The following is a 1,517-nucleotide window of genomic DNA, read 5'->3' on the forward strand; positions in this document are numbered from 1 at the left end:
ACAAGATTATACCCTTTTTAACCCAGCAGGTAACGGTTCAATAGCTAACTGTGTTTACTACAGGGCTAACTTATCTCCATTTGGAGGGGACCTCACGGATATAAACTGGCCTGAGGTAGCCGCAGGGTTTGGGGTTGTTCGATTAGTACTCTCTGGCACCTACGGTTACTTAGAAGTTCAGCAGTTAAATGGCAACTTGTGGAGAGCTACTACCTCTAACGCAGCTTCTTCTTTCAGTTCTTGGTATAGAATTAGTAACGTACCGGAGGTATAATGCAACACATTAACTACGAGGAGTGGGACTGCAAGCAGCAAAGGGTTACTCTCAAGGTCGGAAAGGGCCTTGACGCGACCCAAGCGTTGTTCTACGAGTTCCCTTCTCCTCACAAAGAGACAGCTACTTACACATTAAAGAATCAGGATGTGGAGTACAAAGGTACACAACGTATATCAGCTTACTTAGTATACATGCACTCGGTCGATGAGTACGATGCTGCTATCAAGCTAGTAGGTTCAATGAAGCATTGGCGTAAACTCTGCTCCCTGTCATGGTTCATGGAGGGAGTACCTGAGTACAGCTTCGAGGGGCTTGAACAGTGGAGGGAGGACATGCGTCTACGTGATGAGTCCCTTGCTAAGAGGCAGCTGATGGAGGCTGCTCATGGTGGTAACGTTAACGCTCAGAAGCTTCTGTTCGGTACGCCTACTAAGAAAGTTAAGGAAGAGAAACCTGTGAAGAAGGATACTTCAGCTATCGATAGTATTGTTCAGAGCATAAGCCGTGCGAGGAATTAATATGTCATCAGGTGAGATAGGTATCGCCTTGTTATGGAAACCAGCGGCAGCAGGTCTTGCTGTCATTGGTGGACTTATCGGGGTGGTATGGCGTATGTTACTTACTCGTATAAACAAGGTGGAGTCCAAGGCTAGCGTTACTGCTCAGACTCTGGACAAGGGTTACTACGACAAGACGGAGACTGTGCAGATGATACTTCTTCATACGTCCCCTCTTAAGGACAGTATAGACCGACAGACTGCTGCTATCGAGAAGCTTTGTGAAAGACTTGATAGACGCAGAGCTGACGACTAGGAGGATTAATGGAACTACAGGAACTACGAGAGGTCTGTGAAGAAGACCTTTATACATTCGCCTGTGTAATGTTCCCTGACCGTTACTACGGAGACGTACACAAAGAGTTATTTCATTACTTCCAACACGGGGAGTCTGACTACCAGTTAGCCTTAATCCCTCGTGACCATCAGAAGTCTCACTGCCTAGCAGTGTACGCTGCATGGAAGTTAACAGTAGCTCCTTGGTGGACGTTCCTGTACGTATCTGCTAACCCCGGTCTAGGACAAGAACAGCTTAACGTTGTGGTGGATATACTTCGTTCAGACAGTCATAGGCTTCTCTGGCCTGAACATCTGAACTACGTGAAAGACCGTGACGGTTCAATGAAACATAAACCTACAGGTACATGGACTAACGAAGTTATTAAGCTTGACCACCCTGAACG

The 1,517-nt window shown here is 46.7% G+C and carries 3 protein-coding genes; all 3 read left to right on the forward strand.

Going from position 1 to position 1,517, the window contains the following annotated elements; genetic code table 11:
- A partial coding sequence (locus HGT1_RS18245; RefSeq protein ID WP_217903004.1) for a hypothetical protein occupies nucleotides 1-274 on the forward strand: 274 nt, incomplete at its 5' end.
- Nucleotides 274-795, forward strand: a complete 522-nt coding sequence (locus HGT1_RS18180; RefSeq protein WP_176251370.1) for a hypothetical protein — start codon at nucleotides 274-276, stop codon at nucleotides 793-795. The genes HGT1_RS18245 and HGT1_RS18180, both read left to right, overlap by 1 nt.
- Before the next feature lie 303 nt (nucleotides 796-1,098).
- The coding region (locus tag HGT1_RS18250; RefSeq protein WP_217903005.1) for a hypothetical protein at nucleotides 1,099-1,517 on the forward strand (419 nt) is incomplete at its 3' end.

It is taken from the genome of Sulfitobacter sp. HGT1 (assembly GCF_013282155.1).
Classification (GTDB): Bacteria; Pseudomonadota; Alphaproteobacteria; order Rhodobacterales; family Rhodobacteraceae; genus Sulfitobacter.

Coding starts and splice junctions, on each gene's coding strand:
- HGT1_RS18180 (WP_176251370.1), top strand. CDS start 274: ATGCAACACATTAACTACGAGGAGTGGGACTGCAAGCAGCAAAGGGTT.